This window comes from Dyadobacter sp. (assembly GCF_017744695.1).
GTDB lineage: Bacteria > Bacteroidota > Bacteroidia > Cytophagales > Spirosomataceae > Dyadobacter.
Window position 1 is genome coordinate 385568 of the sequence record NZ_JAGIAS010000008.1, and the last position, 7750, is coordinate 393317.

Below are 7750 nucleotides of genomic sequence, written 5' to 3' on the forward strand. Positions count from 1 at the left end.
TGATGCCTATGAAAAGGATCTCTGAATTAATGAGTGGTATCTTGTTTACACTTCTAGCGGTCTCATTGTCTGCTTCAGGACAAAATTCCGGCCTTCAAATCACAACCACGTCTTCCAGCGAATACAGTAAAAGTCCCCAAACCTCGATATATCCCGCATTCGTCGACAACATCCTCTACCAGTCATGGACGGAGGCCGGGCCATCGCCCTTCTTTCAACTGACGGCCGAAGGTGGTACACCGCCCTACACCTGGGCCCTGGACGGCGGCGAATTACCGAAGGGACTCCGGTTGGATAAGTCCGGAAAAATCCGGGGCATGGCCAGTAAGGAGGGCAACTACGCGTTCACCGCCCGCGTCACCGATTCCAAAGGTGCTTCCGTTACCAAACCACTCGTTTTCGAAGCAGCCCCATATCGGTCCAAATGGTTTTCTGACGCTAAATTCGGCTTCTTCATACAATGGGGAGTATTCACACAACCGTCGCTCAAGGGCAAGGACGGCATAGCGCAGTTTGAGAAAAGAATCACCAAGTTCGATGCCGACAAGTGGGCACAAAACGTGGTCGACCTGGGTGGCAAGGTACTGACAGTGACAATCAACGCGGGCGACGGGGTACGCCTCTGGCCCTCAACGACGCCGAGTAAGCTTGAACTGAAAACAAAGCGAAACCTTGTCAAGGAACTGGTTGATGCCTGCCACAAAAAGGGAATCAAGTTCATTGCCTATTTTGCACCCGATAAGGCCTGGAACAAGGACGTTGTCGACACGGGCCTCGACGGCACCTACGGCACCTTAAACCTGGGACTCATCAAAGAACTGGTGTTAATGGGTGTGGACGGCTTATGGATCGACATGACCTCTGCTACGGAACTTTACCAGGGCTTCGACTACAACTGGTTTCCCTGGAACAAGATGATCCCGATCATGCGGGCCAATAATCCCAAGCTTATATTTGCCAACAATACAGGCATATACAACGGCGGCACGGTATTGCAATATCCCAATACCGATATCATTATTTATGAAGGCGGTACGTCCTCATCTGAAACAGCGCTGGAAGTGGCGAAACCAACTACCGTCAAGAAAAAACTGGCTATCGAGGTTGACAATTTGCTGGACAATACCTGGTCCTGGCGGGAAGATCCCAAACTCAGGTCTCCGAAACCGCTGGATATGATGATCCGGAACATCAAAAAAAACTGGGAAGTAGGCGCCACTTACATACTTAGTTATCCGGTGCCTGCAAATGGGGACATTTTACCGGAAATCTATCAGGAAGAGCTGAAACAGATTGCCGATTTTGTTAAGAAGAATCAAGGGTGGAGTGAGACGCCCCGTGCCTCACTTTCCGATACAGTTGACTACGATAAAGGCCAAAAGTTAGTTTTGACAGCGTCTGCACGTTCAAAGATATACTACACTATTGACGGAAATCGGCCGACGACCGCGTCGAAGCTCTACAAAACACCGATACCCATCAATAAGACCACCCGCATTCAGGCTATTTCCGTGGAACCGGGAAAACCTGCCAGCAAGGTCTTTGACCAGACATTTACCGTTTTGACCAATTCCAACAAGGTTGCGGCCAATGCCCGTTCGGCCGCAACCACCCCGGCCCTGGCCGCCACTAACATCGCCGGGAAAACCGAACCAAAAGGGTTTTACAGAGGAATGCGTATTACGGTGGGCTCCACGCCCATCCGGCTCACAGATATCGGCCGAAAATATTTACCGGGCAACAACGACCGCCATCCAATCATCATCACACGCTTCACGGACGATCGTCCCGTACTGACCGCTTCGTTGAATACAGCGTTGCTACCGGTCGCAGATGACGGTTATCAATATGCGCCGATTCCTCCGCTCGTGTTGGAGGCCGGAAAGTCGTACATCATCAGTATCGGTGAAAATGGCAACGATAAATTTGCACCGGAAGATTTTAAAAACATCCCCTCTTTCGCAGACTATCGAATTATCGAATACAACATTCTGAGCCCGCAAGGCACCAAGCGGCCGATTGTAGACGATAAAATAGGGCAGTTGCTTAGTTTGAAATACGAAAAGGTGAACATCGGTGGAGCAAAAGTTGACCTTGCGCTTGGTAAACAGGCATTTTTGCGAGCTAACAATGAAGCCGCTCTCGGCCCGTCCAGCCAGATATATTTTGCCGAAAATGCTGTCGACGGTGATCCCGCCACAATGGCGATGGCCGGAGGGCAATATCCCTGGACACTATTCGTAGACCTTACGAAGGTTGAAACCGGTATCAAGCAAGCAAAAATTACCTTTGCTCAATCAGGTTACTCGACAGAGTTCCAGGTGATGGCTTCTCAGGATAACAAAACCTGGACGACACTATTGGAAAAAAAGAACAACTCAGACCGGGTCATCGACCTGAAATTCGATCCTATCGATGCGCGCTATTTCAAAATCCGGTCATTTAAACCTGAGAAAAAAGGTGATGTAGGCGGTGCGATGGCTATACTCGAATTCGAACTGTACCGGTAAAGCGGAGGAGCGTCCGGCGCGAACGCGCATTGTTCGTTACCGGACAGTGATTGCGCTTTTAATATTTAACAATACATTGATTATCAAATATTTATTTTTTTGGCAGACTATTTGATTCAAAATATTTCAGATTTGTCTGGAAGAACAAAAAGATGCTAAAAAACTATCTCAAAATCGCATTCAGGAACCTGCTCCGAAACAAGGCTTTTTCGGCAATCAATATTCTGGGGTTATCTGTGGGTATGGCGAGCGCCGTGCTTATCCTGTTTTGGATGTATAATGAAATCGGCTACGACCGCTTTCACAAGAACAGGGATTACCTGTACGAAGCTTGGAACCGTGGGACGTTCGACGGTAAATTACAATGCTGGAATTCCACACCGCAAGTCCTCGGCCCGGCCCTCCAAGCCGAGTACCCCGAAGTCGCTCACATTTCGCGTAACTACTCGAGATGGTTTGTGACACGCGTGGGTGACAAGAAAATTTCGAGCGAAGCCATTATTACCGATCCTGCATTCCTGAGCATGTTTGACTTCCCACTCTTGCAGGGAAATGCTCAAACAGCCCTCAATTCAGTCGGCTCGATGGTAGTTACGCAGAAGATGGCTATTAAGATGTTCGGCACGGAGGATGCGCTGGGCAAAGTGATTTCGATCGACAAGGATAATTTCACGGTCACGGGTGTAATGCAGAATCTCCCCCCTAATACCGCATTCCGGTTTGAGTACATTCTCCCGATCGAGTACCTGAAAAAAATCGGCTCGGCCGACGACGGGTGGACGTTCAATACCGTTCATACTTATGTCCAACTGAAACCGGGCACCAATCCGGAAGCATTTGCGGGGAAAATAAAGGATATTACGATTCGCCATTCCAACAAAACGGAAGAACACGAAGTATTCCTCCACCCCATTAGTCAGTGGCATTTGTATTCCAATTTTGAGAACGGCAAGGTCGTTGGCGGGCGTATTGCCATTGTGCGACTATTCGGTATTATTGCCGCATTTATTCTGCTGATCGCCTGCATCAATTTCATGAACCTTAGTACCGCCCGCAGCGAAAAACGCGCCAAAGAGGTGGGAATCCGGAAAACAGCCGGTGCAGCGAAAGGTCTCCTGGTAGGCCAGTTTATCGGCGAATCGATCCTGATAGCGACGATCGCTGGTGCAATTGCTTTGCTGGCTATTTACCTTACCCTGCCTGCATTTAACACGCTGATCGGGAAGGAACTCGAAGTACCGGTCACTAATCCGGCGTTTTGGGCAGCCGCATTGGCCTTTATCCTTTTCACGGGTATAGTTGCGGGCAGTTACCCGGCATTCTACCTGTCGTCGTTCAAGCCCATCAGCGTGTTAAAAGGAGCATTTAAAAAGACGCATTCCGCATTCAGTCCCCGGAAAATACTGGTGGTCGTGCAGTTTAGTTTTGCTATTGTGTTAATCATTTCCACGCTCATTGTGGTGGAACAGATTCGCCACGCCCAGAACCGCGACGCGGGTTACGACCGTGGGCACGTGGTGTACCATTGGATTACCGGTGATTTGGGTAAACAATATCAGCAAATCAAACGCGAGCTATTGAGCGCGGGAATTGCCACGTCGGTAACTAAAACTTCCTCTCCGCTGAGCAGCGTCTCCTCCGATACGTGGGGAATTGAATGGCGGGGCAAAAACATGGCCGAAAAGATTGATTTCGACATTTTCACCGAAGATGAAGGGCTTGTAAAAACTGCCGGTTTACAGCTCATCCAGGGCCGTGATATGGATCTTACCAAGTTCCCCTCCGACTCTGCGGCTGTCCTGCTTAATGAAACCGCAGCCAAAATCCTGGGCTTCAAAGATCCGATTGGGCAAACGCTCAAAGACAACGGCGTTCAGTTTCACATCATTGGTGTAGTAAAGGACTTTGTGATCCGCTCGCCTTATGACCGCCCGAGCCCGCTGATCATCGAAGGGGGGCAAAGCTATTTCAATGTCATCCACATGAAACTCAGTGCCGACAAACCTACCGATGAAGTGATGCCGGCCGTGGAAGCTATTTTCCGTCGCTATAACCCCGAATACCCCTTCGAATACCATTTTGTAGACGAAGATTATGCCTTGAAATTCGAGGACACCCGCCGGGTTGCCAAGCTAACAGGCATTTTCGCCGGCCTTACTATTTTCATCTCCTGTCTGGGGTTATTCGGACTGGCTGCTTATATGGCCGAAAACCGCGTAAAAGAAATTGGTGTGCGCAAAGTACTTGGCGCCAGCGTGATGAGCATTACCGCTTTGCTTTCCGGCGAATTCATGGCGCTCGTGGTCGTCTCGATTGTTATAGCGGTACCGGTCGCATGGTATGTTATGAACCTCTGGCTCAATGATTTTGAATACAGGATCGGCATTCAGTGGTGGATATTTGCCGTGTCGGGCATTCTGGCGATCGTCGTGTCGCTGGCGACCGTCAGCTACCAGGCAATCCGTGCGGCGCTGCTCAACCCTGTTAAAAGCCTTCGCAGCGAATAGGTCCTGTTTAAATACCTGCAAACATTATTCGGAGCTGGTCTTGCCTTTCAGGGCGATGATCAGCTCTTGTTGTGTTTGGATCAACTGGTGCAATACCTGATGGTCTTCGTTTTGAAATCCCGTTTTCAAAAACTTTACCTTATGCAGGCTTACCAGAGTTTCAATATCCGTTTCCAGGACTGCCGCGATCTCAGAAAGCCGGCCCATTGTAATTGAATCCTGTTCTTCATTTTCCAGTTGCCGGTAGCGTTGCTTGGAAATCCCTAGCCGCCCGGCCACGTACTCCTGCGAATAACCTAACCGGTTTCGCACCAGACGTATATTATCGCCAATGGGAATTTTGTTCTCTTTCATGGGGTGCCAGTAACAGATCTTTACATGATAAAGGCCGGTTGTTACCCGTCGCTCCTATTCCCACTTTTCAATCGGCAACGGATTGATTAGCCTGTGTACACTCCTATTTCTACTCCTGTAAAGAACTAGTTAAATGTACCACCAGACTGGTTCTTAACCACCGGAAAAAACGGCGGAATGCGGTGTTTTTTCAGGCTATTTGCAATATGTATTTAGTACAAAAACTACACGCATTATGAAGAGATTTTTACTATTGCTTTTTTGTTTTTGGATATGCCTGTTGGCAGTCAACGCAAGCGTTCAAGCCATTCCAAATCACTGTACTATTAATCTTCTAAGACGGCTTCTGATTGCTATTTTTATCACTGCGTTAACTCACTTGGCCGTTTGCGCCCAATCGATGTATAGCTTAAAGAATGTTGACCGGACCGCCATGTCTTTTTTTGACGGCCAGCAGACGTTCAGGGCGTTAGAATATTACACCGACCCGCAACTAACCAACAAGGTATACCGGTTGGAAATGTTGCCAGAAAACGGACTTCCCGGCATCATTCTGAAAGGTAAATATCAGGGCGCTGAAGTCTACTTTGAGGACAAGGTGCCATATGACGACCAGTTTACCGACAATGCGACTCCATACCTCAGTTCTGAGGGTGTTCAGGTATTATATGGTTTCCAGAAAATATTAAAAGAAATAGACAAGAGATTTAATTGGAAAGGCCTCGATGGCGGTGGCATCAGACCTATTCAAATCTATATCAAAAATTCTGACGAAGAACTTGGCTCTCTACCAGGCCAGGCCATCTACTACGGCGGACCTCAATTCGATGATGAATATTTTGTGTTTTACAGAAGTGTAAATGATAACCTCCCCTTTAACGCCGTACTTGAAATAATTGGGCATGAAATGGGGCACGCAATCTTTCTAGAGCAAACGGGGATTGTGGACGAGTTGGATTACCTCTGCCTCGAGTATCGGACAGTAGAAGAGGGCATCAGTGATATATTAGGAATATATTTAAAGAATAAAATAAAGCAGTATCCCCCAACAGACTTTAGTTGGCTATTTGGCGAGCAATACAAAGTTGCCGAAGATTTTGCTAATCCCAAAGCGCACCAGTTCGCGGATACTTACAATGGTCAATATTTTGTAAATACATGTACGGAAGACCTTGACCCTCACCCCGGTGGCGGCGTAGCTCAAAAATGGTTTGTACTCCTGAGTGACGGCTTCCAGGGTAGTACATACAACGATCTGGGTTTGGGTTATTCCGATTTAACAGGAATCGGACCGGAAAAGGCGATTCAAATCGTCTGGGATGCAATACCATTATTAAAAACGTACTCGTCTGATTACCCGGCATTTCGTTTTGCTACACTGAAAACGGCCGAGAAACTCTACGGCCTACACTCCACGGAATACCTCGCGGTCCAGAATGCATGGTGCGCCGTCGGGGTTTGCGACAACAACACGGCGACTTTCTCGATGTACCCGGCCAACACGACCAACAATGTTAACCCATGGCCAACTACAAAAATCAACCTTACATGGACAAACAGCGGAGTGACCAAATGGCGGGTGCAGACATCAACTAAATACGACTTTTCCGAAAACGTTCAGGAAACTGAAGCAGACAATTTCACGATGGTGGTCGATCCGAACGGCTTGCTAATATATTCCGCCAGCATCGACGCCTATTATCATCCCGGCGAAAAAGTGTATGCGCGGGCCAAGATCAGCGAGGCAGTGCCTAATTTTTGTAAAGGCCTAAACCCCCTTTGTGCCTTTTACCAGCAGTTTGGCCCTACGCACGCATTTACGTTAGAAGATCAACAAGTCAAGTTCTGGCCCTACAACAGTTTATCGATGGTGGTTAATCCCTGGGATAAACCGGAACTTAGGTGGAAATCGATCGATGGTGCCGACCGTTACAGAATTCAGGTCGCTACGGACAACGTCTTTAATAACCTTATCTACGACGAGGTTGCTTTGCATACGAGTAATTTCACCGAATCCACAGAGATCAATACAACACTCGATATGGGACACGATTACTTTGTCCGTGTCAGAGCAGAAAGGTTGGATTTTGTCAAAATCAATAAGAACTATGGTAAATGGTCCGATATCTTCAAACTTCACACAGCCGTTCCCGTAACTTCCATACTACCCGCGTTGAAACAAAAACCCGGCGATCCACCTAAAATCGTCAGCAGCCTGGGCTTCTGGGTCAACTGGTATGCATATGCTGGCGCGAGCCATTATGTCATCCAGGCCGCGAGTGATCCTGCATTTGCAAATGTTCTCAGGTCTCAAACTGTTGCCGGCAATCTGACCTCCATTCAGTTCGCATTGCCCGCTGCACCCGATCAAACCCATTT

At 48.2% G+C, this 7750-nt stretch carries 4 protein-coding genes; 3 read left to right on the forward strand and 1 reads right to left on the reverse strand.

Annotation, left to right across the window (positions count from 1 at the left end; genetic code table 11):
* The first annotated feature begins 8 nt into the window (after positions 1 to 8).
* Together J7619_RS26780 and J7619_RS26785 are read left to right on the forward strand one after the other, a co-directional pair.
* A complete protein-coding gene (locus tag J7619_RS26780) occupies positions 9 to 2510 on the forward strand; it encodes an alpha-L-fucosidase (RefSeq protein WP_291206300.1) in 2502 nt (833 codons plus the stop codon).
* A 152-nt stretch (positions 2511 to 2662) separates the two neighbouring features.
* Positions 2663 to 5017 carry an ABC transporter permease gene (locus J7619_RS26785; protein ID WP_291206303.1) on the forward strand — a complete coding sequence of 785 codons (2355 nt, stop codon included), beginning with the start codon at positions 2663 to 2665 and terminating at the stop codon, positions 5015 to 5017.
* A gap of 24 nt (positions 5018 to 5041) precedes the next feature.
* Here the strand turns inward: J7619_RS26785 and J7619_RS26790 are convergent, their stop codons facing one another.
* A complete protein-coding gene (locus J7619_RS26790; RefSeq protein ID WP_291206306.1) occupies positions 5042 to 5371 on the reverse strand; it encodes a helix-turn-helix domain-containing protein in 330 nt (109 codons plus the stop codon).
* Between the two features lie 235 nt (positions 5372 to 5606).
* On the opposite strand from J7619_RS26790, the gene J7619_RS26795 reads away from it, so the two are divergent.
* The coding region (locus J7619_RS26795; protein ID WP_291206309.1) for a M4 family metallopeptidase at positions 5607 to 7750 on the forward strand (2144 nt) is incomplete at its 3' end.

What these genes read in the sequence shown, in the direction of transcription:
- J7619_RS26780 (WP_291206300.1), top strand. Translation starts at nt 9, where the DNA reads ATGAAAAGGATCTCTGAATTAATGAGTGGTATCTTGTTTACACTTCTA.
- J7619_RS26785 (WP_291206303.1), top strand. Translation starts at nt 2,663, where the DNA reads ATGCTAAAAAACTATCTCAAAATCGCATTCAGGAACCTGCTCCGAAAC.
- J7619_RS26790 (WP_291206306.1), bottom strand. Translation starts at nt 5,371, where the DNA reads ATGAAAGAGAACAAAATTCCCATTGGCGATAATATACGTCTGGTGCGA.